23 protein-coding genes and 1 pseudogene are annotated in these 26,267 nt (G+C 38.7%); 4 read left to right on the forward strand and 20 right to left on the reverse strand.

Annotated elements, in window-relative coordinates:
* Positions 1-150: 150 nt before the first annotated feature.
* The 11 genes and pseudogenes from ACWATA_RS19870 to nei all read right to left on the reverse strand — a co-directional run bounded on the left by ACWATA_RS19870 (position 151) and on the right by nei (position 11,032).
* Positions 151-1,449, reverse strand: a complete 1,299-nt coding sequence (locus tag ACWATA_RS19870; protein WP_028412151.1) for an MFS transporter — start codon at positions 1,447-1,449, stop codon at positions 151-153.
* 110 nt (positions 1,450-1,559) lie between these two features.
* Complete coding sequence (locus ACWATA_RS19875; RefSeq protein ID WP_028412150.1) at positions 1,560-2,459, reverse strand: dihydrodipicolinate synthase family protein; 900 nt, start codon at positions 2,457-2,459, stop codon at positions 1,560-1,562.
* A gap of 148 nt (positions 2,460-2,607) precedes the next feature.
* On the reverse strand, positions 2,608-3,468 hold the full coding sequence (locus ACWATA_RS19880; RefSeq protein WP_028412149.1) for a LacI family DNA-binding transcriptional regulator: 861 nt from the start codon (positions 3,466-3,468) through the stop codon (positions 2,608-2,610).
* 12 nt (positions 3,469-3,480) lie between these two features.
* Positions 3,481-3,621: pseudogene (locus ACWATA_RS19885) on the reverse strand (LacI family DNA-binding transcriptional regulator); the annotation flags it as partial.
* A 127-nt stretch (positions 3,622-3,748) separates the two neighbouring features.
* Complete coding sequence (locus ACWATA_RS19890; protein ID WP_473050140.1) at positions 3,749-4,759, reverse strand: MupG family TIM beta-alpha barrel fold protein; 1,011 nt, start codon at positions 4,757-4,759, stop codon at positions 3,749-3,751.
* Positions 4,756-6,117, reverse strand: coding sequence for a PTS transporter subunit EIIC (locus ACWATA_RS19895; RefSeq protein WP_033578151.1), 1,362 nt, complete (start codon positions 6,115-6,117; stop codon positions 4,756-4,758). The genes ACWATA_RS19890 and ACWATA_RS19895 overlap by 4 nt, the downstream gene beginning before the upstream one ends.
* Positions 6,118-6,206: 89 nt before the next feature.
* On the reverse strand, positions 6,207-7,061 hold the full coding sequence (locus ACWATA_RS19900; protein WP_034269609.1) for a MurR/RpiR family transcriptional regulator: 855 nt from the start codon (positions 7,059-7,061) through the stop codon (positions 6,207-6,209).
* 12 nt (positions 7,062-7,073) lie between these two features.
* Entirely contained in the window at positions 7,074-7,979 is a 906-nt protein-coding gene (gene murQ, locus ACWATA_RS19905) for an N-acetylmuramic acid 6-phosphate etherase (RefSeq protein ID WP_028412145.1), read from the reverse strand.
* 156 nt (positions 7,980-8,135) lie between these two features.
* Positions 8,136-9,515: a DUF6612 family protein gene (locus ACWATA_RS19910; protein WP_367032958.1), complete on the reverse strand. Its 1,380-nt coding sequence runs from the start codon at positions 9,513-9,515 to the stop codon at positions 8,136-8,138.
* A gap of 215 nt (positions 9,516-9,730) precedes the next feature.
* Positions 9,731-10,108: an FAS1-like dehydratase domain-containing protein gene (locus ACWATA_RS19915; protein ID WP_013055587.1), complete on the reverse strand. Its 378-nt coding sequence runs from the start codon at positions 10,106-10,108 to the stop codon at positions 9,731-9,733.
* Positions 10,109-10,213: 105 nt separating this feature from the next.
* Positions 10,214-11,032: an endonuclease VIII gene (gene nei / locus ACWATA_RS19920; protein WP_028412142.1), complete on the reverse strand. Its 819-nt coding sequence runs from the start codon at positions 11,030-11,032 to the stop codon at positions 10,214-10,216.
* Positions 11,033-11,279: 247 nt separating this feature from the next.
* Between nei and ACWATA_RS19925 the strand changes: the two genes are divergently transcribed.
* Entirely contained in the window at positions 11,280-12,281 is a 1,002-nt protein-coding gene (locus tag ACWATA_RS19925; protein ID WP_033578148.1) for a DUF3231 family protein, read from the forward strand.
* 26 nt (positions 12,282-12,307) lie between these two features.
* Here ACWATA_RS19925 and ACWATA_RS19930 read toward each other — a convergent pair whose 3' ends face one another.
* From ACWATA_RS19930 to ACWATA_RS19970, 9 genes are all read right to left on the reverse strand, one after another.
* On the reverse strand, positions 12,308-13,324 hold the full coding sequence (locus tag ACWATA_RS19930; RefSeq protein ID WP_473050141.1) for a FecCD family ABC transporter permease: 1,017 nt from the start codon (positions 13,322-13,324) through the stop codon (positions 12,308-12,310).
* A 6-nt stretch (positions 13,325-13,330) separates the two neighbouring features.
* Positions 13,331-14,365: a FecCD family ABC transporter permease gene (locus ACWATA_RS19935; RefSeq protein ID WP_033578146.1), complete on the reverse strand. Its 1,035-nt coding sequence runs from the start codon at positions 14,363-14,365 to the stop codon at positions 13,331-13,333.
* A gap of 79 nt (positions 14,366-14,444) precedes the next feature.
* Positions 14,445-15,389, reverse strand: coding sequence for an ABC transporter substrate-binding protein (locus ACWATA_RS19940; protein ID WP_028412138.1), 945 nt, complete (start codon positions 15,387-15,389; stop codon positions 14,445-14,447).
* Positions 15,390-15,561: 172 nt separating this feature from the next.
* Entirely contained in the window at positions 15,562-16,221 is a 660-nt protein-coding gene (locus tag ACWATA_RS19945) for an HAD family hydrolase (RefSeq protein ID WP_014461428.1), read from the reverse strand.
* A 113-nt stretch (positions 16,222-16,334) separates the two neighbouring features.
* Positions 16,335-17,714 (reverse strand): APC family permease, encoded by a 1,380-nt coding sequence (locus ACWATA_RS19950; protein WP_098113712.1) that lies wholly within the window; start codon positions 17,712-17,714, stop codon positions 16,335-16,337.
* Between the two features lie 301 nt (positions 17,715-18,015).
* The gene (gene speB, locus ACWATA_RS19955) at positions 18,016-18,972 is read right to left on the reverse strand and encodes an agmatinase (protein WP_033578139.1); all 957 of its coding nucleotides are present in this window, start codon (positions 18,970-18,972) and stop codon (positions 18,016-18,018) included.
* A 122-nt stretch (positions 18,973-19,094) separates the two neighbouring features.
* Positions 19,095-20,471: a putrescine aminotransferase gene (locus ACWATA_RS19960; protein WP_033578138.1), complete on the reverse strand. Its 1,377-nt coding sequence runs from the start codon at positions 20,469-20,471 to the stop codon at positions 19,095-19,097.
* A gap of 25 nt (positions 20,472-20,496) precedes the next feature.
* Entirely contained in the window at positions 20,497-21,984 is a 1,488-nt protein-coding gene (locus ACWATA_RS19965) for an aldehyde dehydrogenase family protein (protein WP_165635501.1), read from the reverse strand.
* Positions 21,985-22,119: 135 nt separating this feature from the next.
* Complete coding sequence (locus tag ACWATA_RS19970; RefSeq protein WP_028412132.1) at positions 22,120-22,707, reverse strand: TetR/AcrR family transcriptional regulator; 588 nt, start codon at positions 22,705-22,707, stop codon at positions 22,120-22,122.
* Positions 22,708-23,302: 595 nt separating this feature from the next.
* Between ACWATA_RS19970 and ACWATA_RS19975 the strand changes: the two genes are divergently transcribed.
* From ACWATA_RS19975 to ACWATA_RS19985, 3 genes are read left to right on the forward strand one after another with little or no spacing between them, the layout of a single operon-like run.
* Positions 23,303-24,166, forward strand: coding sequence for a glycine betaine ABC transporter substrate-binding protein (locus ACWATA_RS19975; RefSeq protein ID WP_028412131.1), 864 nt, complete (start codon positions 23,303-23,305; stop codon positions 24,164-24,166).
* A 35-nt stretch (positions 24,167-24,201) separates the two neighbouring features.
* A complete protein-coding gene (locus tag ACWATA_RS19980; protein WP_013081886.1) occupies positions 24,202-25,407 on the forward strand; it encodes a quaternary amine ABC transporter ATP-binding protein in 1,206 nt (401 codons plus the stop codon).
* The gene (locus tag ACWATA_RS19985; protein WP_013081885.1) at positions 25,400-26,245 is read left to right on the forward strand and encodes an ABC transporter permease; all 846 of its coding nucleotides are present in this window, start codon (positions 25,400-25,402) and stop codon (positions 26,243-26,245) included. The genes ACWATA_RS19980 and ACWATA_RS19985 overlap by 8 nt, the downstream gene beginning before the upstream one ends.
* The last annotated feature ends 22 nt before the right edge of the window (positions 26,246-26,267 follow it).

Genomic DNA, 26,267 nt, shown 5'->3' on the forward strand with positions numbered 1-26,267 from the left:
TGTTTACCTGTAATAGTTTTATCATAGTAAAGCGTTTTATTCAATAGAAAGGTTCATGATATGGTAATGAAAATAGTTTCCTTTTTAGTAGTAAAAGAAAAAGCACACACCTTTTTCATGCAGTGTGTGCTCTTTGTTTTTGTGACATTACTAGTTAGCTATTGGCTTCTTTAAAAATACGCCATAACTAATAGCACCAATTAAAAGCAGTCCTGCTCCTAACAGGAAAACCGCCGTAAAAGTTCCCGTTGCATCTAATATAAACCCTGTTACGATAGGAGCCATTGCCGCTCCTAGAAATCCACCGAAGTTCTGAATAGCGCCGAGTGAAGCAACTTGTTCCTTTGGTGCAATATCCGCCGCTAGAGTCCAAATGACGCCTGATGGCAGCTGTGACGCGAAGTAGCCAATCGACAATAAGACAATACTTAAGGCTGCATTATCAATAAAAGGAACGGGTGCTACCGATGCTGCGGCTAAGATTGCCCCGCCTACAATTGGTATTTTTCTTGCCGTTACTGCATTAATTCCTTTTCGAATAAATCTATCTGAAATTACACCACCAAGCAACACTCCTATGATTCCTGCTAGAAACGGAATAGCAGCAATCCAGCCCGTTTGTTTTAGGCTAAAACCGCGCTCTGTTTCTAAGTAGCTAGGAAGCCAAGTTAAATAAACCCATATCGTAAACATAATTCCGAAATTCCCGATAATCATAAACCATGTGCTTTTATATTTAAACAGCTGTGACCATTTTGCTTGTGAGGTATGACTGATTTTTATTTCTTCTTTAGGGACAGCTTTCACTTTATTGGCAACATAATCCGGATCTCGGTATATCTTTAGCCAAACAAACATCACAATAAAGCCTGCTGCTCCTATAACAACAAACATTCCTCTCCAACTCATTGTTAAAAGCAGTACCGTTAGAAGTGGCGGAGCAATCGCATTAGCAATTTGAGACCCTGTATTAATAATCGAAGTAGGAAGGCCGCGCTCTTCTTTTTTAAACCATCTTTCCGTCACTTTAATTCCTGAAGTAAAAAAAGGAGACTCCGATACACCAAGAAGCATTCTCATGGCATAAAGAGCAGAATACGTGTTAGTAAATGCACTTGCTACCGTTGCCACAGACCATAGGCCTGATGCCCATGCAAACATTTTTTTCGGCCCGTATTTGTCAACCAGCCAGCCTGCTGGTAGATTTGCTAAGGCATATGGCCAGAGAAAAGCTGAAAGCAAAAGACCCATTTGTGTAGAAGACAGCCCAAACTCTTTGGCAATCGTGGTATTAGCGATGCTTAAATTAGAGCGGTCTAAATAGTTAACAACTGCTCCAATTAGCAATACAATAATAAGCCACCAGCGTATATTCGTCTTTTTTACATCTTGCTTTACAGGACCTAAATCTTTGTTAACGCTTTCATTTAATTTAGATGTAACCGCCATAGAATATCCCTCCATAACCTTAATCGTTATAGTGAATGAGCTGTTTGCTTATTATCAAACAGCCCTGTTCACTAGAAATGCATGAGTTTATTCAGAACATGAACCAATTATTAAACACTGCTCTTTGGACGAATGCTATTTAGTTTATCATCTAATTCTTTGACTTCTTCTTCTGTTAAATCTATTTGAGGAGATCTCATGCCACCAACATCAATGCCTCTCAATTTTAATGCTTCTTTAAAATAAGACATGTTGCTTCCGTTTAAAAGAGCTTCACAATATTGAATAGCAACTTTTTGCATCTTTCTGGCTTTTTCTAAATCATTCGCTTTAAAGGCATTATAAGTCTCTACAAAAGGCTCGGGATAAACGCCCGATACACCGGAGACAACTCCTTCACATCCCATAGCCAGAGCTGCTAAAAATAAACGATCGGTTCCGGGAAGAACAGAAAAGTTTCCATCGTTAATATTTAAATAATCATTTACGCGTAAATAGTCAGGGTAGCTATATTTAATACCAATTACATTCTTGCATGAATCTGCCACTTTTTGAGCTACCTCTGCCGTTAAATCATTGCTTGAACACTGAGGAATATTATATAAATATACGGGAAAATCATTCGGGACACTGTTTGCTACTTTTATAAAATACGTTTCTAGTTCGTTATCGTTTGCTCCAAAGAACATAGGCGTAACTACTCCGATACCGTCGGCGCCAATTTCATAGGCATGTTTTGCAAGCTCAATTGTATCTTCTTCATTCATAGCTCCTACATGTATGAATACGGTTACACGATTAGCCGCTTGTTTCACTACTGTTTCTGCAACTTGCTTTCTTTCTTTGACAGATAGACGAAGCATCTCGCCCGTTGTACCAAGCGGATACAAGCAGTGCACTCCTTTTGAAATTAAAAACTCTGTTAAATTTACTACTTTCTCTAAATCTACTTCACCCGTTTTAGTAAACGGTGTAACCATTGCTGTTGTAACTCCGTATAAATGTTTCATTTCCTTCTCCCCTTTGTTAGTAGTGAATTACTCTATATTTAGTAAAACGTTTTAGTACAACGTTTTACTAATAAAAAATAAAAAGCTTGCTCTTATATTTTTGTAAATCGGTCTCTTTTTAAAGAGACCTCATGAATGGCATTGCTTTTTATTTGATTCTCGTTGTATTACGATGAATAATTTCCAAATCAAATATCTGTTGGTCCACATCCCCATATGGATCAGAAATTGTTTTAACTAAAAGCTCTCCTGCACAATAGGCCATTTTTTCTACCGGCAAATTGACAGTCGAAAGTTTTGGGTTAGTAAATTTAGAGAACTCTTGGTTATCAAATCCCATCACTTCACAATCAGCTGGCACAGAGATGCCGTAGTCATTAAGAGCAGAAAGAGCTCCTAATGCAACATGATCACTCAAACAAATCACAGCGGTTGGAACTTTTCCTTGTTCAATAAGCTGTTTGATGCTGTCATACCCACCTTGTTCTGTATATGAACAGTAATGGTGACAATACGTAACATCAGTCTGTTCAATTCTATCTGTTACGCCTTTTACTCCTGCTTCTAAAGCCTGTGAAGACACGTCTGGAACTAAAATACTGATATGTTGATGATTATTACGAATAAAATGATCTGCTACCGCTTGGCCCGCTTCATAATTTTTGGATTGTATAACAGAGTATATAGATGATACACGATTAAATAAAACAATCGGAACACCAGGTTTAGATCGGTGAATATAAGCCTCATCAGCTGCCGTTGTATTCGCAATAATCGCTCCGTTAAAATATGAAGATGTTTGAAGACCTTTTACAGAGGAAATACCTTCTTCATTTTGAAACGTTTCGACTAATAATTTAATAGTAGGGCCGCTTTTTAATGAAGCTATGTAGTTTTGAATACCTGTAAGAATGCGTCCCACTAACGATACGCGCGTATCAATTGGCCAAATAAGAGCAATTGTTAGCTGCGCTGATTTGTCTTGTCCCCGCAAGTTACGCGCAGACATATTGGGGATATAGCCTAATTTTTTTGAAGCTGCAATTACACGCAGTTTAGTAGCTTCAGAAATTCTGCTTGCTCCCGGTTTGTTGTTTAAAATGAGGGAGGCAGTCGTAATTGAAACATCTGCTGCTTTTGCAATATCTTTAATTGTAACCAGATGACCATCTCCATTTTTAGTTTAACGTTTTACTAAACTCAGTATAACGCTTTCATTTTAGTTTGACAATTCTTTTTTCTTCCGCTTAAATAAAAAAATGGATTCGATGATGAATCCATTTTTCCTTTTAGACATTGATAAGCTTAAGTTTTTGTCCCGGTCTCACTAATGAAAGCAGCTCATGATCTTCTTCTATTACATACCCAATCACATTCACATTAGCATTTGCAGACAAATTCCTTTTAGCTATTTGAACCTCTCCTCTGTAACGTCCGTAGCCATCATTGTCCATTGTAATTGCTCCGATTCTGCGTTCTACTGTATGAAATGGCAGCACTGGTTCTACAGATCGTGTATCAACCAAACGCAGAATGTCTCTTGATACATCCGGACGCACGCTGTACGTTCCCTGTATATGAGGTGAACGAATGCGTAGCGGAATAATGCGGTTTTCTTGATATTGAACTAAACGTTTTAATAAATTTGAACTGGCGTATGGATCTCCAATATAAACCTCCGTTACTCCGCATCCGTATAAATCTACTGCAGAGGTAAAAGGACATTTATTACGGTCTTTTTCTCTAGTAGGAAGTCCTTGATAAATAGGTCCTCTCTTTTCGCCTTCTCCAGGAATATAAGCACAAACTGGAATACGAAGTTCATTAAATAAATCTGTCTGCTGTTGAAAAAACGTTTCTTCAAGCCCTGTTTCAGGCCGCGGATAAAAATTATGCCAAGCAAGCAGCTGATGATGATGAAGACCTGCACATAAGAGTGCTTCAATTTCTTGTTTGGATAACGTACTTGCATTAACAGCAATATAAAATTCATTCGCAAGCGAAAGAGTTTCTTCTACGCTAAAGCCATCGTCTAGTCTAATACCAGATACGCCAAGTGAAGACAGAGTCATAAAGCTTTCAATACCTAAATGAACAGGAGTATGCTTGGATACGTCTGCATACACGCTTATTCCACAATCTCTAGCCACATGAAGCAATTCTTTTGCACGTTCAGCCAAATCTCCTGTTTCCTCTGGAATGTGAAGTGAAGTGAATGCGCGTGTAACGCCGCATTCACTCGCTTCTACTAATCTTTGTTTGGCATCTCTATCGTTCAAATAAAATGAAATGCCAATCATTCAAACTCCCTCGCCATTTCATCGTTAAATCCAAAGAAATAGGTACAAATAAAGCCTGCTGCGTAAGCAATAACTAATCCAAGTAAATAAAGAAGAATTTGATGCGCATGAACTAAAAACGTAAGCGGCAAACCCGATACTCCCACTGCTACAGTTGCAATATGGAAGTGCGCCTGAAATGCTCCGCCGATTCCTGCTCCAAGACAAGCGGTTAAGAATGGACGCCCTAAAGGAAGTGTGACTCCAAAAATAAGCGGCTCTCCGATTCCGAGCAGCCCTGAAGGAAGTGCGCCTCCAATTGCTCGCTTTAAGCGTTTTTTCTTTGTTTTGATATAAATAGCAAAAGCTGCACCAACCTGACCGGCTCCGCCCATTGCTAGTATAGGAAGAAGCGGATCATCTCCAATCGAATTAATAAGCTCTAAATGGACCGGAGTAAGACCTTGATGCAGTCCTGTAATAACGAGCGGCAAAAACGTTGCCCCTAAAACAAAGCCTGCTACAACTCCTCCAACCTCTAAAACTCCTAAAAGACCTTTTGTGATTCCATCTGAAATGAAGCCGCCGATTGGCATGAATACCACATACGTAATAATTCCTGTAATTAACACCGTAACGGTTGGTGTAATAATAATATCCAGTGACTGTGGGACAAATTTACGTACTCGTTTTTCTAACACGGCCATAAAGATTGCTGCAAGCAGCACTCCTATTAAGCCCCCACGCCCCGGCAAAAGTGCTTCACCAAAAAGTTTAATATCAGCTACGGCAGGATTAATGACTAAAATGCCCGCTAAGCCTCCTAGAGCTGGCGAACCACCAAATTCTTTTGCTGCATTAATACCTACTAAAATACCCAGATAGGCAAATAAACCGCTTCCGATAACGGTTAAAAGAATAGCAATCTGTGAATCTGCCGGAAGCCACTTCGCCTGCACAGCTGCTTTTGTCACTCCGGTAATAAGTCCAGATGCTACAAGAGCAGGTATCAACGGAATAAAAATACTTGCAATTCGGCGAAGCAACAGCTTAAACGGAGTTGCATTTTTTTCTTTCAGCTCCGATTTCCGCTGTGCTGCACGATCTTCTAAGTTAATACCGCCGGATTCATCAATTAACTTTCCAAATTCTTCTGTTACTTTGTTCACTTTGCCCGGCCCAATAATGATTTGCAGCGTTTCTTCTTCCACTAATCCGAGCACGCCTTCAAGTTTTCGTATATCTGCCTTTTTAACAATTGAATCATCTTTTATAGTCACACGCAGCCGCGTCATACAATGCGTATACGCTTCAATATTGGATGCTCCCCCAAGCATCTCCAAAACAGCCTTTGCTAATTGATGATTATCTAAAGACATGTTAATCCCCCTTTGTATTTTCCTCTTAGATGGATACGCCACTGAGGAAACAGACCACAAAATCCCCTTTTTGTAATCGTTTTCTTTTTTTATTTCTTATCTTTCAAAAACTGAATGGCATCTCTTGTTTTGTCAATATACTCAATCGTCTGGTCGTACTGCTGCGCTGCAATACTTAAAAATAAAACATCAATCACATAAAGCTGGGCTAAACGAGACGATGTTGCTGCGCTTCGAAACGGCGCTTCTTGAGAATAAGACGTATACAAACAAATATCTGCTAAAGACGAAACGGTAGACTGTCCGTACTTAGTTAAGCTAATCGTCTTTACTCCGCGATTTTTAGCTAAAGATAAGACGTTGCTTACTTCAGGAGTCTCTCCTGAAAAAGAAATACCCACAACTACATCGTCTTTACTTGCATTTGCGATGAGTGTAGCTGCTAAATGGCTATCCGCAAATGCCGTCGCATTTTTATTAATTCGAAGAAATTTTTGCTGCGCATCTATAGCAATAATATGTGAAGCACCAATTCCGAAAAAATGAATGTTTTTTGCTCCAATCAGCGTCAAAACAGCCCGCTCTACTTCTTTATAATTCACAAGCTCAGCCGTATCACTTAGACTTTGAATGCTGTTGCTTGCCGTTTTTTTGACAATAGATTGAATTGTTTCATTTGTTTCAATATCACGGTATCCTTGTTCTGTATCTTTAGCTAAATCACCGGCTACTCTAACCTTTAATTCTTGAAAGCCGCTAACCCCGATAGATTTACACAAACGAATAACAGCAGCACTGCTCGCATTCGCTAGTCTTCCTAGTTCCCCAGCCGTACTGTTTACCACAGTATGCGGGTTGTTTAAAATATATTCAGCAATTTTCCGCTCCGAATCTGGAAGCTTAGCCACCGTGTTTTTAATCATTGTTAATCCGCCTGTTGACATCGTTTCTCTCCTTTATACGTAATGTTCAATCGCTTTTCTCACATACCCCCCCGCATTATTCAGTAACATCTTTGCGGTGTCGTAATTTTCATTTGTTTTGATCATAACCACTGCTGTTTTTACCTCATTATTTGCTTCTTCAAGCGTTTGACTTGCTCGCTCGTAAGAAACACCTGTAATTTTACAAATAATACCTATCGCTCGTTCCTTAAGTTTTTCATTACTCACATGAACATCTATCATTAAATTTTCATATGCTTTTCCTACTTTAATCATGGCCGCGGTAGAAATCATGTTGAGAATCATTTTATGAGCGCTTGCTGCTTTTAACCTTGTGGAACCTGTTAGCACTTCTGGACCTACTACTACCTCGATGCTATGATCTGCTTCTTTTCCAATAAGTGAATTACCATTGCAAGACAGCGCCACTGTTTTAGCTTTTACAGATTTTGCATATTTCAATGCACCAATCACATAAGGCGTACGTCCGCTTGCAGCAATTCCAATGACTGTGTCTCGTTCATTTAAATGTATTTTTTGTAAATCTGCTGCTCCCAATTCTTCTTTATCTTCTGCACCTTCAACTGCTTTCACAAATGCTTTTTCTCCTCCAGCCATCAGTCCCTGTACCTGATTGGGATTGGTACTGAAAGTAGGCGGGCATTCAACAGCATCCAATACTCCCAGCCGTCCGCTTGTTCCTGCTCCGACATAAATAAGCCGCCCTTCCTTTTGAAACGATTCGCTTACAAACTCAACTGCTACCTCTACGTCTGGAAGTACCTCTTGCACAGCCAGCGCCACTTTTTGATCTTCTTTATTCATTACGTTTAAAATTTCTTTTGTACTAGCCGTATCTATCTTCATGGTCTGCTCGTTTTGAGACTCTGTTGTTAATAACGTAAGCTGTTCATTCATCTTTTCGGCCCCTTTTTCATCATATAGTGAAGTTATGGTTATTATAATTCGTTTAAAATATAATTTCAATAATTTATTTTATTTTTTGAAATTATATTTTAAAACAACATAAAAAAAGATTTCAGGCATATAGCTGAAATCCTTTTTTATGTCTATTTATGATTGTTGAGCAAATGTTAACAGATACTCATCTTGCATTAAAACTTCGTAATCTTTTTCACCATTTCTTACGACGTGTACAGGGACTGTTTTTGCCGGAAGTAATTCAACTGGCTCACGATAGCGTTTTGCTACTCCGTCAATAAGTTCATTTACTAACTGCTCGTTACTCAGCTCACCCGCCTGATATTTTTCTGCAAGTGGTGTCATGACTTCCGCTAATACACTTGCATCGTTAAATCCTTGAATTTCGACTTGTACGACGTACGCACCATCTTCAGCACTATACGCTGCATCTTTAATGGTATATTTTGTAGATGAAAGAGCTTTTAGAAAAGCGCTGCTTACTTCGTTTAACTGCTCATCGGTTATATTTGAGCTCAATGATGATAAAGCCCCTTTAAAATTCGTTTCAAAAAACTTTACAAACGAACTCTTTTGGAACTCCCCTTTTTCTTTTACCTGTTTCTTATCTTGCTGATTCGGATGTTTAGCAACAAATTGATCTGTATTTTGATAAACAGTGGCTTGAATTAAAGCATCCACGTATTGTCCCGCTTCCTTGGCATAGGCAGCCTGCTTTTCTTTACTTGGCGTTTCGGTGCTGCTACCATTAGAAGCAGCAGCGGCTTTTGCTTCCACTTTTGGTTTTGTTACATTGTCTAATTGGTTATATGTATACGTATACGTTTGCTTAGACTTTGAGTTTTCTGTTTTTCCGTCTACTTTAACTGAATACGACTGATTTTTTACTACTTTCTTTATTTGCTTCGTTTCTTTATCAATTGTCACAATAAGCGAAAAATCTTTTCCTTTGATTTGGTCAAGGTCTACAGCAGTATCGCTGCCTTGATTTGTTATTTTATAATAAGCTTTAGCATCACCTGCTACAATTTTTTGCTTTTTGTCTTTGTCTCCGTTAAATGTTAATACATACTCTTTGCCTTTTTCGGTGACGTCAAATTCATTTGGAAGATTTTTATCATATTTTTGGTAGTAGCGTATTGGATTTTGTTGAAGCTCCCTAGCGTTATTAATTAAAGCCTTAACGTACTTTTTTTCTTCTCCCTGTACTTTTGTGCTTTCTTCTCCAGCCACAGCTAACGTTTCATCACCGTCATGATACATCTTCAATTCTTCGCCGTTCATTTTTGTGTTAATGTAACCTGCTTTACTTTTAAAATCAAACTCTTGTACTCCGTTGACTTTGTAATCAGACGATCCTTCTTCTTTCCCATTGACTTTCACTTGAACATTTTTCACCTTTTCTTGTGCTTCTTTCACGTCACCCGTTAATTCCTCTGAAGACGGCATCCCACATGCCGAAAGCAATAGAGCGAATGATAGTGCTAAGCCGGTATTCATTATTTTTTTCATCTAAGAAACTCCTTTTTAAATATTTTTCCAAAAATAAGAATCTATGTACTTAGTAAATACACATTTTTACCATTTGTGAAACTCAACTTTACTAAATTACCATATTTACATGTAAATGGTAACCAACAAAAGAAGGAAATTGAACAATAAAAAAGTCACGAATCCGTGACTTTTTTAACAACCTTCATAACTTATTTTTTGTTAGCGCTTTTATTTCAATCTCTTATAATTCCATTACTTGTCCCTATCAGTACTTCTTTACCTTGTTGATTTCGATACACTGATTTGATTTTCACTTTTTGAAAACCATCTGCTTTTTCTACTTCAGTTAATATACATTCACAGGTAACTGTATCTCCTGCAAAAACTGGACGAAGAAATTCACTCACCATTTCTCTTGCAATGTAGTTTAAGTCTCCCCCTATCTTTGTCCCAATACTAGCAGTCATAAGCCCATGTACCATTAGCCGCCCTTTTTCGTCACGTTCTATATGATGTTTGCCCCGGTCTCCAGTCATCTCCGCAAACTGCATGATTTCTTCCTCTTGAAACGTTCTTTGCCACGTAAATGTATCTCCTGCTTTACATTCCATCTTATCCCTCCCCTTAAGATTATGACTTTACTTTTTAACTATATCACAAAAATGAACAGTCATTCATTTTCACATCAAAAAAAATAGCAGAATAAATATATCCTGCTATTTCTGACAAGTAGGACAGTAATAAAGCCTTCTAGAAGCAGCTTGGACTTTTAGAATAGGCGTGCCGTCAATTCGACAAGCTTCTCCTTCACGGTTAAAAACCCAGTGGCGGTATGCAGAGCGCTTTTGCCCTTTCTTTTTTAACGATTCAGCAAGCTTTACATCATTTGTAATGCCACCTGTTTTATAGGACTGTTTTACAAGAGAAATGGTTGCTTCAGCTGCCTTTTTAAGCTGTTCTTCCGTGCAGTCTATGGGACGAGCTGCAGGGTTAATTCCCGCTACAAATAGGATTTCACTGCGCAAGTAATTGCCAATCCCAGCTATAAAGCTTTGGTCTAGCAGCAGCGATGCCCACTTTCTACGATAAAATGGTTTAGAATAAAAACGGTCTAAAAGCTCACCTGCCGTTACTTCTTCACTTAAGATATCAGGACCAACCCTTGATACAAAAGGATGAGCTGGAACTTCTTCATCACGCAATACTTCAATATCAGAAGCGCTATAAAGCAGCGCTGATTTTTTTTCATTATGAATTGCAAGGCGCAGCTGTCTGTTTGTAGATGGATAATTGTAAGATGAACGAACATACCATTTTCCATAAAGCTGATTATGTGAGTAAATGGTATAGCCGTTGTCAAAACGAATAAGCATAGCTTTTCCTTTTGTATCTACTCTCTCAATACGAGCTCCTGTTAATACTTCTTCATAATGTTGCAAAGATGGAAAAGCAAACCATATCTCGCGAACGGGAAGACCGATAATCGCTTTTTCCACTTCGTCGGCTGCTCGTCTAATTTCTGGACCTTCTGGCATATAATGAAACTCCTTTCTTGCCTAACTTTCTTCATTTATTATTTCGGTTTTATTTCTGCTTTGCAAGAAAGAAGCGGCTGCGCCCTTCTTTTGCTAAAAGAACCTTTAAATTATGCATGACGTTTACTCTTATAGTAAAATGTTGATACCTTTTTTACTTTCTATAGTGTTTATCTTACTTCCTTTGACTTATACTAGTTGGTAACCTTTTAGAAACTTGTTAATTACTTAGCATGAGGAGTTTATTATGAATAATCAATCATTTTCTCCACTATCAGCCGCTGAGATGGCTGTTATTTGGAAGCAATATATGAACGATAAAGCGATTTCTTGTATGCTCAAACAATTTCTTTGTCATGTAGACGATTTAGAGATTCAAAAAGCGATTCAAGGTACACTGCATATCACAACAAAAAACAGTGATGCGCTCACTGCTATCTTTTTAAAAGAAAATATGCCAATCCCGCTTGGTTTCGGAGAAGAAGACCTTGACGCTGAAGCTCCAAAATTATTTTCGGATTCTTTTTATTTGCTTTATTTAAAGCATATTTCAAATGTCCTTCTGCTGTCAGCAACTACGGGCGTCGATGTTGCCGCAAGAAATGATGTACGATCTTTTTTTCGCAGCTTGCTGTTAAAAGCAGAAAAGCTTAACCAAACGATTACAGATTTGTTGTTAGAAAAACAAATTTTTATAGAACTGCCTCCCATTCCTATTGCAGATGCGTCTGATATGAACGATAAAGAACTCTTCTTAGGAAGCTATTTTGATGAAAAGCGGCCGTTAACCGTCATTGAAATTTCTCATATCGTGTCAAGCATACAGACGAACTTAATTGCAAAGGATTTAATTTTAGGGTTTGCTCAAACAGCTCCTTCTCAGGACATTCAGGCTTTTTTATTAAAGGGTAGAGAGCTTGTGCAGCAGCATATTGAATCCCTGTCACAACCGCTAATGGTAGAAAACATACCGGTCACAATGAAGTGGGATTACGGAGTAGAAAAGTCTTCTGTTCCTCCATTTTCAGAAAAACTCATGATGTTTCACCTAGCTGCGATGATTACTGAAAATGTACGTGGCTACGGGCTTGCGATGTCAACAAGCCCCCGTTTAGATCTCGCTTTAAACTATACAAACTTCACGACTGAAATTTTGGAATATGCCAAAGAAGTATCAAGAATAAGTATTGAACAAGGATGGCTAGAAGAGCCTCCGCATATTCCATTTCCCAAAATTCACTTGGAATAAAAATAAGCTCGCGCTAAAGCGCGAGCTTATTTTTTAGATTCTCTCCACAGTAAATAAAGAAAATACGGAGCGCCGATAATGCCGATGATTAATCCGGCCGGAATTTCAATCGGAGGAGCAATTCCTCGCCCAATCAAATCTGCCGCTAGTACAAACAAAGCTCCAAGTAAAGCGGCTGTAGGAATCAGTTGTTTATGTCTCGGTCCCACTAACCGTTTGGCCACATGAGGAATAATAAGCCCGACAAAGCCAATGGTGCCAACAACCGATACAACAGCAGCCGTCATTGCCACTGCGCTTGCTAGTAATACTAGACGAATTAACTCTACTCTAGCCCCTAGCCCCCTAGCCACTTCATCGCCTAAATGAATTAAATCTAACCGAGCAGCTAACAGCCAAATCAGCGGTACTAGTATAACGACCCACGGAAGTAAACCAATCAATTGATCCCATGTTCTTCCCCATAAGCTGCCGCTCAGCCAAATGAGTGCTGCGTTTACGTTTGGATTTGCTTTTGAAATTAACAAGTGAATACCGGATGAACAAAAAGCGCTGACCGCTACACCTATTAACGCAAATCGAATAGGTTCTACTCCTTTTTTATAAGCAAGCAAATAGACGATTACGAAGACAAAGGAGCCTCCTGCAAACGCAGCGACTGATAAAACAGACGGACTTGCTAAAGGCAGTAAAATAGTGACTGCAACAGCAGCTAACCCTGATCCGCTTGAAAGACCTAATGTATCTGGACTAGCGAGCGGATTTCTCATAATAGACTGTACGACGACTCCGGACACAGCTAGGCCGATCCCGGTTAAAATAGCCAGCAAAATACGAGGCAGGCGAAATTCTACCAAAATAGACGCCAAGTCAGGATCGCCAATGCCAATAAAAGACGTAATAATATCTAAAGGAGGTATGTTAATGTCTCCTAAGCTAAGGCTTATCACGCTCAGCGCTATAATTAAGACAGAAAGAATGATAAACAGGCCGACAGACTTGAATCGAGATGGCTGCTTTTTTGTTTTATTGACAGTCTGCATATATACTCATGCCTTCCTTTCTGTTTTTTTGCGTCTCGCTAAGTAAATAAAGTACGGTGTTCCAAGCAATGCTGTTACTGCACCTACAGGGGTCTCATACGGGTATGTAATAAATCGCGACAATACGTCTGCTAATAGCAGTAAAGATGCTCCAAGCAGCGCGCTCATTGGCAAAACAACTCGGTAATCTACACCTATTAAATAACGCACCATATGGGGAACAACAAGCCCTACAAAGCCAATGGGACCCGCAATCGCCACTGAAACACCTGCTAATACAATCACAACAACTGCAGTGAACGCTCTAATGGCAAAGACTCGCTGCCCGAGTCCTCTAGCTACATCATCTCCTAAAGATAGCAAAGAAGACGCTCTTCCCAGACCAAACGCAACAAGCAGACCTACAATGCTAAAAGGAAGCAACACGTGAACATGTCCCCAGTCCCGCCCAATAACTGAGCCGGTGAGCCAGAACATAACGCCTTCTGTTTTGCTTTCATTAAAAATTAGCAGCGTTTGTGTAAGAGACATAAGCATACCTTGTATAGCGACACCCGTTAAAGCAAGCTTTACATCGCTGTCTCCTCCTTTAATCAACGAACTCATGACGTAGACAATAACAGCAGCAAAGGCGCCTCCTAAAAATGCTCCAAACACCCCGCCAATCATGCTTACACCTGGCACTAAAACCGTTAAAAATACCATTGCCGCTGATGCCCCGGCATTAATACCAAAAATACCAGGAGAAGCTAATGGGTTTCTAGTTAATGCTTGCATCAACGCTCCGGCGACAGCCAAATTAGCACCAACAAATGCCGTGACCAATAAGCGAGGCAGGCGGACAGTTTGAATAATCGATTGTTCTTTTGATCCGTCAAAATCTAGTAAAGCTTGCTTAATCGTCCCAAAAGAAATATGTATAGAACCGATGGAAATAGATAAAAACATAGAAATCAGTAAAAGAATGATAACAGCAAGAAAAATAGCTATTATGCGAAGTGGAGATTTGTTTCTTTTGGATAAACCGTGAACAGCTTTCATAGTAGACTGCGCCTCCTTCCATTTGAAAGTTCAATAAAAAGAAAAAAACAACCCCGCTGGATTGTTCTTTTCTTCGTTATTATTTGCCTTCAAATAATAACTTTTCTGCTTCATCTGCAATACCATTTGCACCTTGTACACTTCGGCGAAGAGACCATTTAAATACATCAACTTCATACACTTGATTATTTTTAACCGCTTTTAGCTCTTTCCATAATGGCTGTTTTGCTAAAGGCGTATGACCTTTTTCATTTCGCATAACAATGAGTTTGTCTGGATCTGCTTTTACGAGCTGTTCCATTGTCATTTTTACACTGTACTCTTTTGTAGGATCTGTTAATGCATTTTTGAAGCCTAATTGCTCAAGAACACCCGTTGTAAAGAAATTTGAAGTTCTAGCATTAATATTACCATTTGCATCAGCGATAACAAGTACATTGCCCGGATTTTTTGGCGCTTTTGCTTTTAAATCTTTCATTTTTTGCTTATGCTCTTCTACAACTTTTTCAACTTTTGCCTTCTTGCCAACCGCTTCTCCTACTTTTAACTCCGTATTTAGTAAATCATCGTAATTAGCATTTAAATTTTTTAATTCAATTGTTGGCGCAATTTTCGATAATTCTTTATATACATTTTTATGACGTTCTGAATCAGCGATAATCAAATCTGGCTTCAACAGTTTAATCGACTCCAAGCTAGGCTGTGCTCGCGTGCCAACTGATTTGTATCCTTTGATTTCTTTTAGTACATCTTTATCAATAAGCTGTTCTGCTTTATCATCATCAGCTACTCCTACAGGTTTAATACCAGCATCTAACAATGCATCAATAAAACCTAACTCTAATACAACTACTCGCTTTGGATTTTCTTTTACTTTTGTCTCTCCAAGCTCATGTTTAACCACTCTTGTTTTTTCATTTTTTTCATCGGCTGAATTTTCCTTGTTCGTACTGCTGCAGCCGATAAGCATTCCGATTGCCAGCATTGTAATAAAAGCCAGCAGTCCTATTTTTTTCTTATTCAAATGTCATTCCTCCTGCTTGTATCTTTATGTAGATAATTGACTCTTGAAACTGATAATCGTTATCATTATATCAGTTTTATCTATTTAAACAAGCTGATTCGTTATTTTTTAATTAAAAAAGTTATACCCATTCTATAAAAAAGAAAGGACGCAGTAGGAGCGTCCTTTCTTTTTAATCTTCAATACAAAGATACTGAATCACTTCTTTTAAACTTTTCTCTTTCATCGATTCGATATGTAAGTGATATCTTTCGAATGACAGATGTTTAGTTAACGGATTTGGTACAATCACACAGCGCAAGCCTGCTGCCATGGCAGCTTTTGCTCCATTAGAAGAATCTTCAAATGCTAAAGCTTCAGAAGGCTCTACGCCTAGCTTTTCAATTGCATTTCGGTAAAGAGCCGGATCTGGCTTCACTTTTTCTACATCATCGCGCGTTTGAATGACTTCAAAATAGTGCAGCAAATCTAGCTCTTTTAAAAATGCTGTTACCCAGTCGCGATATGAGCTGCTTGCTAAACCAATTTTTAATCCAAGTTCTTTTGCTTCTGCCAAGTACTCTGCTACACCTTCTCGGGCTACTAATGATTTCATTTTTTCTTGATGACGTCTTAACGATTCTTGAGCCAGTTCCTCTTTCGTGAACTCATTGTTAAACTGCTGAAGCAAATAATCGTAAAGTGCCGTAGCATCCGTTCCCACATAAGAAGCAAACGTTGCAATCGGTAGATCTACTCCCCTGTCTTCTAACATTTCGCGGTACACCTCGTACCACACTGATTCTGTATCAATAATTAATCCATCAAAATCAAACACAACTGCTTTAATCATAATTTACCTACCTTTTTCTATCTTATCGTTCTTACATAGTAACACGTTCAAAATACGTAATCCATAAATGTGGCTTCCTTAATAAGATAGGCTTAAACAGGTAGTTTCTATCCTTACTTTTCTCCGACTTTCATCAAAGGTGACATTTCTTCTGTTTCCTTAAACTCAATGGAAGACAGCTGCCTTCTAAAACCTTTCGTTGCATACACCAAATAAACTAAACCAGCAATCGCCCAGCCAATCCCAAGTAAAAATGAATTGCGCTCCAAGTTAAGCCATAAAACGCCAATCGCTGCTGCTCCTAATAGTGGCATAACAATGTATGACAAAAATCCCTTAGCCGACCGGTGCTGCTTTTGATGAACAGCATAGTGCGCGATAACCGAAATATTAACAAAAGAAAACGCAATGAGTGCTCCAAAATTAATAAATGAAGTAGCCGTTGCCAGACTGAAGAAAATGGCAGTTGCTGATACAACTCCGACCAATACAATATTTCGCGAGGGAGTGCGCAGCTTAGGATGAACATAACCAAAAAATGACTGAGGTAAAATTCGATCCCGTCCCATTACGTATAATAAACGTGAAACGCTTGCATGCGATGACATGCCTGATGATAATGTTCCTGCAATTCCTCCAGCTAAAAAGACAATTTGAAACAGCGTGCCGCTCACATACATAGCAATTTCAGGAGCTGCAGCGTCTGGATGCTTGAATCCTTCTAACGTTGGAAAAACCGCTTGGATAAAATAAGATGTCACGGTAAACATGACTCCTCCAATTAACGCAACTAAAAAAATAGCTCGCGGAATCGTTTTTTTAGGATTGGGCGTTTCTTCTGATAACATGGCCACTGCATCAAACCCTAAATAGGAAAAACACATAAGTGTCGCTCCCGCTATTAGCCCTGATGACGTCATGTTCTGATTAAAAAAAGGCTTCATAGAAAAAAGGGTTCCTTCCCCCATTCCGCCTAGCAACGCTTTGATTGAAACAGCAACAAACAATACTAAAATCGTCATTTGAAATACAACAAGAAACGTATTGAAATTGGCGGTGAAATTAACGCTTCGTAAATTTAGCAGCGTAACGATAATGACGAAACTGACAACCCAAATCCACGATGGTACCGAAGGAAAAATAGATGATAAATAAATTTGAAAAATAAGTGCGTTAACCATCGGTAAAAAGAGATAATCCATTAGTGCAGACCAGCCAACTAGGAACCCTAAATGTGGATTGATTGTCTTTTGCGTATATGTATAGGCTGAGCCTGCATTTGGAAACACTTGAATCATCTTTTTGTAGCTTACTGCCGTGAGAAGCATCCCGACAAGGGCTATGATATAAGATGTGGGAACGTGTCCATTCGTCATATCAGACGCAATCCCAAACGTATCAAACACTACCATCGGAGTCATATATCCGATCCCCATTAATACAATCTGCCATAATTTCAACGACCTTTTTAATGTTACTGTTTCATGTTTCATTTATCTTCCCCCTTCACTTTATTAAGAACATTCTGACAATTTAACCCATAAATGCATATGATTTAATTTCTTTATATAAAAATGAATGACTTTCATTCATTTTTATATAAAGAGTTGTTACATTTACTATAAGCAAATATATGATTTATTTCTTTAAGTTGGTAAGGGTTGCTAACAAACTATCTTTTTCTTTTATCATATTATGAAAGCGCTTTATTTTAAATAGCTATATATTCCTAATCTCCTGCTATATCCACGCAGAAATACCCTCTGAATAAGAGGGATTTCTGCTTACAAACTGTTATTTAATCATCGTATCCAATGACTCTCTTTTCGTTTTCACTGCAACTAAACTAGCAAAATCATGAATGATTGTAGCTGCAAGCAAAGAGGTTATCTGCGTTGGATCATAAGCGGGCAGCACTTCTACCAAGTCGAATCCAACATAGTTAAATCCCGTCAGAGAACGGATCATTTGCAGCGTTTCTCTGCTGCTGAATCCGCCTACTTCAAGCGTTCCCGTTCCCGGTGCACACGAAGGGTCAACAAAATCAATATCAAATGTTAAAAAGCACGGGGTATCTCCAATCGCTGTCTTCATTTGCTCCAAAATCAATGAAAACCCTTGATGTTCAAGCTCTCTTGCCGTTACTACATGGTAACCGAGATCTTTGCTTTCTTGAACATCTCCCGGATGATTTAATGTTCCGCGAATACCAATTTGAAAAACTTTCTTCGGATCTACTAGCCCTTCTTCATATGCGCGTATAAAAGGAGATCCGTGCCAATATTTTTCATCATAATACGTATCCCACGTATCTGTATGAGAATCAAAATGAATCATAGCCACTGGGCCATATCTTTTAGCAGCAGCACGAAGGCTTGCTAAAGTAACAGAATGATCTCCTCCGATTCCAATTGGAACGATTCCTCTATCCATAAGAGCTCCTACCGCTTCTTCCATCAATTCATAGCTTCTGTGAATATTGTGCGGAATAACCGGCACATCACCAATATCAATGGCATTTGTATCATCAAATGGGTATACGTCGTGTACCGGGTGATAAGGAAACAGCGTCATGGAAGCTTGACGAATGGCTTGAGGTGCAAAGCGTGCACCTACTCTGAAAGATGCTGCCGTATCAAACGGCATTCCTACTAGCCCTACTTTTGCATTTTCTCTTTCCGCTGGCAGCCTCATAAATGAGCCCGTTGTACAAAACTCTGGTTTGACATCTGGGGACAATGGATATTTCATAATTTACTCCTCCGTTTCAATGATTTCAGTTAGTCGCTAGGCATTTCCACTACTAAAATCATTGAAAGCAATACAGGAATAAGAAACGTTTGACGACTCATATTCATTGCTCCTTGTTACATTTATTGGTGGTTCAGCTCATTTAATACTTTTTCAAATGTAGAAATGACTTGATCTACTTCTTCAGCTGCAATAGTCAACGGTGGCTCAATACGAATTGTTTTAGAGTTTACAAGCGTCCCAGCTACTAGAATTCCTTCATCAAACATTCCCTTAGAAAGCGCGTAGCCAATTTCATCTTGGTGGAACTCAATTCCAATCATTAAGCCTTGCCCTCTGATTTCAAGTACTTTATCTCCATGGTTTTCAGCAGCTTTCTTTAAACCAGCAAGGAAATATTCTCCTAGCTCTTTTGCACGGTTTGGCAGCTGTTCTTCAATCAACACGTTAATAGTTGCAATAGCCGCTGCGCAGGCAAGCGGGTTGCCTCCAAACGTTGTTGTGTGCATAAACGGATTATCAAAGAAGCTTGAAAACACTTTTTCTTTTGCTACAACCGCGCCAGCAGGCATAACTCCTCCTCCAAACGCTTTAGCAAGACATAAAATATCGGGTACAACATCGTATAATTCTGATGCAAACATTTCACCGGTACGTCCCATGCCTGTTTGAACTTCATCAAAAATTAAGATAGCGTCGTACTCATCACATAGTGCACGCACTTCTTTTAAATAATTTTCAGGAGGAAGAATAATGCCCCCTTCTCCTTGAATTGGTTCTAACAAAACAGCTGCCACATCTTCCCCTACAAGCGCGCACGTTTCAAATGTTTTGCGCATCATGTCAATATCACCAAACGGTACATGACGGAAACCTGGAATTAACGGCAGAAATGGTTTACGGAACATTCCTTTTGCCGTACCTGATAAAGAACCTAGACTTTTTCCATGAAAAGAACGTGTTGTGGAAATAAACGTTGTTCGATCACTATACATTTTCGCTAGTTTTAAAGCGGCTTCTACACTTTCTGTTCCGCTGTTTGTGAAAAAGGAATACTTCAAATCCCCCGGTGTAATATCTGCTAAAATTTTAGCAAGCATCGCACGAAGTGGATCTAATAAGTCTTGGCTATGAAGGGCTTGACGCTGAAGCTGATCTTGAACAGCTTTGACTACTTTAGGATGACGGTGTCCCACGTTATAAATTCCAAACCCGCCCAAACAATCAATGTATTTTTTACCGTTTACATCCGTAAAACAAGAACCTTCATCTGACCATTCAACAGCTGCAAACTGCGTATCCACCGTTACTGTTTTACGATATTCTAAAAAGCCTGGGTTGACATGCTCGCGAAATCCGTCTACTGTTTCTTTCGTAATCCACTGTGCTTCTTCAGCTGACACTTCGCTTTTTTCAATAAGTCCCAGCACTTTGTTGATGTATTCGTTTACTTCACCATATGCTTTGTTTACCTCTTGATTTTTCGTCACTGTATTCATTTTAATATCGCTCCTTCTCTACTTTTTAATTTTTAAACCAGCCGATTGGCTCTACTTGTAAATTAATATTAATTTGTTTTACTTCTTGAAATTCTTCCAATCCAAACGTGCCCAGTCCTCGGCCAATTCCGCTCTGCTTATATCCGCCCCAAGGTGCTTCGTTAAACGTAAAATGATACGTGTTTACCCAAGTGATGCCCACACGCAGCTTTTTAATCACCCGAAGAGCTTTTGCACCGTCAGTTGTAAACACGCTGCCTGCCAAACCATATTCCGTATCATTTGCAAGCTTAATAGCTTCTTTTTCATCTTTAAACGTTTGAATAACAACCACGGGCCCAAAGATTTCATCTTGCACAATTTTCATATTTGACGTAACGCTACTAAAAACCGTAGGTTCTACAAAGAATCCTTTTTCCAATCCACTGCTGGTGATTCGATTGCCTCCACATACAAGGCGGGCGCCTTCTTGCTTTCCAATTTCGATGTACTTTAATACTTTTTTCATATGTTCTTCACTTACAAGAGGACCCATTTCAATCTCTTGGTCCATTCCATTTCCTACTTTAATTTTTTGAGCACGTTCTGCAAAACGTTCGATAAATCGCTCAGCAATGCTTTCTTCTACTAAAATACGAGAACCTGCAGCGCAAATTTGGCCGCTCCCTGCAAAAATTCCAAACAAGGCATAATCTACAGCTGTTTCAAAATCAGCGTCAGCAAATATAATGTTCGGTGACTTTCCTCCAAGTTCTAAAGATACCTTCGTTACATTTTCTGCTGCTTGACGCATAATGTGTTTTCCAGTTACCGTTCCGCCTGTAAAAGAAATCTTATCAACACGCTTATCTTGAATAAGCGTATTTCCCACAGTATCTCCGGCTCCCATAACAAGGTTTGCCACTCCTTTTGGCAATCCTACGCTTTCTAAGATCTCAAAAAGTTTTGTAGGAGTAACTGGTGTCACTTCAGAAGGTTTAAATACAATCGTATTTCCTGCAGCTAAAGCAGGTGCAATTTTCCACACGCTCATTAATAGCGGATAATTCCAAGGTACAATCAATCCGCACACGCCGATTGGTTCTTTTATAACCATTGCTTGCATAGGTGCAGGAACGCTGTACGTTTGACCGTCTGGCTTTGTAATTAACCCAGCGTAATACCTAAAACAAGCAGCTGCATCTTCCACATCAGCCTCAGCTTCACGATAGGGCTTTCCGTTATCCATTGTTTCTAATGCTGCTAGTTCTTCTTTCGCTTCCTCAAGCTTATCGGCAATCTTGAATAAGATGGCTGCTCTGTCAGATGCAGAAGTCTCAGACCAAATTCCGTTGTCAAAGGCTTCTCGTGCTGCTTCAATTGCTGCTTTCATATCTTCTGTGCTGCCTTCTGCAGCATATCCAATCACTTCACCTGTCGCTGGATTAACAGTAGAGCGCTGCTTCTCTGCTTTTCTCCACTCTCCGTTTATGTACATATTCAAGGTTAAAGTTTTAACGGCTGTACGATCCATAAAATACCTCCTTATCGAATAACGACTGATTGTCAGTCATTTTAAACCTTAAAAAACTTATAATTCTGATAATTAATTGTATATTTTGAATGAATGTCAGTCATTTTAGTAGATGTAATATCAGCAGTGCTAATATTACACGGATGGCACAAGAGAACGCTTTAAGAATTGAAAAAGTTCTTCCTTTGATTGCTCAAGTGTGACATCTTGCTCTCGCCCGATATAAAAAAGTTCAGCAGCATTTTCAATCAAATTAATCATCGTCTTAGCTGTCCATTTAACGTTAAGCTGCTTGATGACTTCTTCCTTTCTAACAGCCTGATTTAATACCTCTTCAAACCAGTTGTAATAAGGTAAATAAATAGCTTCCCATGTTTCTAATGAATAGTCAAAAGCGAGCCCTGAATAGCATAAAACAAGAACATCCCTATATTCATCTGTTGTTTTATACGTTTCGTCAATCATTACCTCTAATGTACTTAAAAAATCCGTTGCTGTTTTAGCTCGTTCTTTGATTTTTTCAAGTGACAAAGAAAGTAAGTTTTCTGCAATAGCCGGAACAAGAGCATTTTTAGATCTGAAATAAAGATAAAAAGTCCCTTGTGCTACGCCTGCACGCTTTACAATGTCTGAAATTGATGTTTTATCAAGTCCTTTTTCAGATATGACTTCAATCGCTGCCTGTAAAATCTTATCGTATTTTTCACTTGTGCTTGTAACCAACTTTTTCCCTCCACCTATAAAATGAATGACTTTCATTCATTTTACTATAAGAAGTTGAAATTATGCAAGATAAAATTTTCTGAATCTTTAAATTCAATCAAAAATTTATCCGTATGCTGGCTTCAAAAATATTTTTTTATTTTATCAATTTCCTCTCACGTTTCTTATATGTCTCACTGTTATCTTTCTTCCTTTTACAATTCAAGGTAAAAGCTGATGCAAAGCTCTTTAATCACCTATTCTTCCTAAAAAATAACTTTATTAAAAAGATATTTTTTCGTATCGGTTTATACGGCTCAATTGCCGAATTACTCTTGACTTGAAGTTGACGGAGTAAAAAAAAGAGTGATAACATGTAAGACTGATTCTACAGTCACTTATTTTATCCATTTATTTCCCATATTTTCTCTTAACTACGATGTACATTTTTAGCTAAAAATAACTTTATAACGCCGAAAAATCACCCACTCTATTTCACATTTTATATTTTTTATGTTTACCACCTAAAAAAACCGGGTATACACTTCGTTGTGTTTAGCATCCGTTCTACATATCAGTCATATTGATTTAAAACTTTATAAAGGAGTTACATTGCATGAAGAAACTATTTTTAATCAGCATGATTTGTTTTCTTCTAGTTATTACTTCAGCTTGCGGCAACGGTAATGGCGCCTTTAAAGATAAAAAAACCATTACCATCGGCATGAATAACTATACTGAAAACATTGCCTACACGTACGTATGGAAACAGATTTTAGAAGATCGAGGTTATAAGGTTAGAACTGTTTTCTTAGAGAAAGCCGGTGTTTGGGTAGGAACAGCTAATAACGACATTGATATTTCGTTTGCACCATGGCTTCCTACAACAGATGCGCCTTTTTACAAAAAGTATAAAGATCAAGTAAACATTGAAGACCCTTGGCTTAAAAATGCGCGCTTAGGATTTGCGGTTCCCGCCTATATGAAAGACGTGAACACAACAGAAGACCTTGCTAAGGTTGCTTCTGATGTCGATAACAAAGTTATTGGAATTGACCCAGGCTCCAGCATTAACGGATTAGCCGAACAAGCGTTAAAAGATTATAACCTTAAAAGCTATACGCTTGTAAAATCGTCTGAGGCAGCTATGCTCAGTGAACTGCGCAAAGCCTATGAGGCAAAAAAACCAATTGTTGTTACTATGTGGAATCCTCACTGGGCTTTTGCAGACTTTGACATCAAATATTTAGAAGATCCTAAAAACTCGTTTGGAGACCCTGACAACATTTACACAATGACAAGCAAGGAATTTAAAAAGACAAATCCTCAAGTCATAAAATGGATGAATAATGCACAGATGAACGATAAATTAATCAGTCCTCTTCTGTCACAAGTTGAAAAATCTTCAAACCCTGAAGAAGCAGCACAGAAATGGGTAAAAAAACATAAAAAGTTAATCGATAGTTGGACGAAAAAGTAATGAACGTAAAAGAAAACAACAATTGAGGTGGACATATGGAACACGTAAAATTAAAAGTACAAAATATAACCAAAGTGTTTGGTAAGAATCCGTCAAAAGCGATTGATTTACTTCAAAAAGGAAAAACAAAAAAAGAAATTCTAGAAGAAACAGGAATGACAATTGGAGTTAATCAAGCAAACTTCGAAATCAAATCCGGTGAAATCTTCGTCATTATGGGCCTGTCTGGAAGCGGTAAATCCACTTTAGTTCGCATGTTTAACCGCCTTGTTGAACCAACATCTGGATCTCTTATTTTAGACGGTGACGATGTAGTAAAAATGAACAAAGAGGAACTTCGCGACATGCGCCGAAAAAAAATGAGCATGGTTTTCCAAAACTTTGCTTTATTCCCTCACCGTACGGTTCTTGATAACACAGAATACGGATTAGAAGTTCAAGGTACACCAAAAGCCGAACGCGAAAAGAAAGCAAAAGAAGCGCTTGAATTAGTAGGTTTAAAAGGATACGAAAATCAATATCCCGGTGAACTGAGCGGCGGTATGCAGCAGCGCGTCGGACTAGCTCGAGCACTTGCCAATGACCCTGACATTTTATTAATGGATGAGGCATTCAGTGCACTAGATCCGCTTATTCGTAAAGACATGCAAGATTTTTTGCTGGAGCTTCAAGAAAAAATGGAGCGAACAATCATTTTTATTACCCATGATCTTGATGAAGCTCTTCGAATCGGAGATCGCATCGTTTTAATGAAAGACGGCAGTGTTGTTCAAGTAGGAACACCTGAAGAAATTATGACAAACCCTGCCAATGATTATGTAGAGCGCTTTGTCGAAGACGTTAATGTAGCTAAAGTATACACAGCTGAAAGCGTGATGAATCGTGCCGAATCCATTACCGTAGACCGTGGTCCGCGCGTGGCTCTTAAAATTATGCAAGAAGCTGGTTATTCAAGCATCTACGTCGTAGACAAGAAAAAAACTCTTCTAGGAGTTGTAACGGCAGATGATATCAGCCGCGCTATTAAACAAGATAAACTGACAGCAGACGTATTAGATACGGATATTCCGACTGTTACGACAGATACGCTACTAGAAAACTTGTACGACAAAATGGTTATCAGCCGTTTCCCGCTACCGGTTGTAGATGAAAACCATCGTCTGCGCGGCATCATTAAAAAAGAGCGAGTGATTGAAGCACTTGCCGGTACTGATAGTAATGAGGTGAACGTAAATGAATAGTATTCCTAAAATTCCCGTTGGCAATTGGATTGACCATTTTGTCACGTTTTTAAATGATAATATCAAAGGGTTTTTTGATGTTATTTCAGCTATTGTCGATGGTATTGTAAGTTTTATTGTACTAGTGCTAACCTTTCCACCAGCATTAATTTTAATCTTAATTGTCGGAATCATTGCTTGGTTTTCAAGTAAAAAATGGTCATTTACTATTTTATCGATGATTGGTCTATTATTTATTCTTAATCTTGGCTACTGGCAAGAAACAATGGACACACTAGCCCTCGTTTTAACAAGCGTATTAATTTCAATTATAGTAGGAATCCCGCTAGGCATTTGGGCATCTCAAAGCGAAAAGACAGCTCGGATTATTACGCCAATCTTAGACTTTATGCAAACGATGCCGGCATTTGTGTATTTGATTCCAGCACTTTTCTTCTTTGGAATTGGTGTGGTACCAGGTGTTATCTCATCTGTTATCTTTGCAATGCCTCCAACGATTCGCTTAACGAACCTAGGTATTCGTGAAGTACCCGCTGACTTAGTAGAAGCAGCAAATGCCTACGGTTCAACAACAAAACAAAAATTATTTAAAGTACAGCTTCCATTAGCTACAAAAACAATTATGGCAGGAATTAACCAAAGCATCATGCTATCTCTTTCAATGGTCGTTATTGCCTCTCTTGTAGGTGCTCCGGGACTTGGTGCAGAAGTATATCGTGCAGTTTCTCGACTTGAAGTCGGCACGGGCTTTGAAGCTGGAATTTCAATCGTTATTTTAGCAATTATTTTAGACCGTATTACGCAATATTTTGGAAATCGTTCAAACCAACGAGCATAAGTAAAAAAAGAAGCCAACTCAC

The sequence above is a fragment of the Priestia sp. USM5 genome, from assembly GCF_058323215.1.